We start from the raw sequence: 600 nt of genomic DNA, 5'->3' as shown, positions 1-600 counted from the left end.
ATCTTCAGGGTTGTCGTACATCGCCAGAATCTGGTCGTCCAGATTCCCTGTGCTGGCAATAGTTTTTTGTGTTGTTTGTCTGCATAAGTACCAGCCATCTTCAAACTGGTAATGCCAAAGGCTGGCAATAATATCCCCAGCTTCACGGAAACGGTGAACGCTTTGCCATTCCCCCACTGAGTGGACTGACTCGACAAAACAGACCGGGGTTTCTGCATCACGGGTGTTCAGGATTTCATGGTTTTCATAGACCGGAGAAATTGCTTTGTAACCCGTCATTATCGGTACTAGATAACCTCCTATGGGTTTGGCCTGGTAAGTCCAGTCCGCCGGTGTTTTGGCATCGGGCGCTATATACTGTGTCCACTGTTGCAGTAACTGTTTATGCTCTTTATTGTCTGGAAGGTCAGAGAAAAAGCCTTTAAGTAAATCAGGGATCTCGCCCTCATAAGGAGACTCCAAATGCTTATTCCAGCATTCATAAAGCCCCTTGATATCTTTACCAGCTTTCGCCCTATCTTTGAGATAAGCACTAATCAGGTTTGATTGGGGGCGGGCACGCTGTCTGAATGCTGCAAAGTCAAGCCAGGCGTCAATTTG

1 protein-coding gene is annotated in these 600 nt (G+C 47.0%); it reads right to left on the bottom strand.

Going from position 1 to position 600, the window contains the following annotated elements:
- The coding region (locus tag J7438_RS26980; protein ID WP_286196979.1) for a type I-F CRISPR-associated protein Csy2 at window positions 1-600 on the bottom strand (600 nt) is incomplete at both ends.

Source organism: Thalassotalea sp. G20_0, assembly GCF_017744175.1.
Lineage (GTDB): Bacteria > Pseudomonadota > Gammaproteobacteria > Pseudomonadales > Endozoicomonadaceae > Endozoicomonas.
This window is presented reverse-complemented; position numbering and strand designations above follow the sequence as displayed.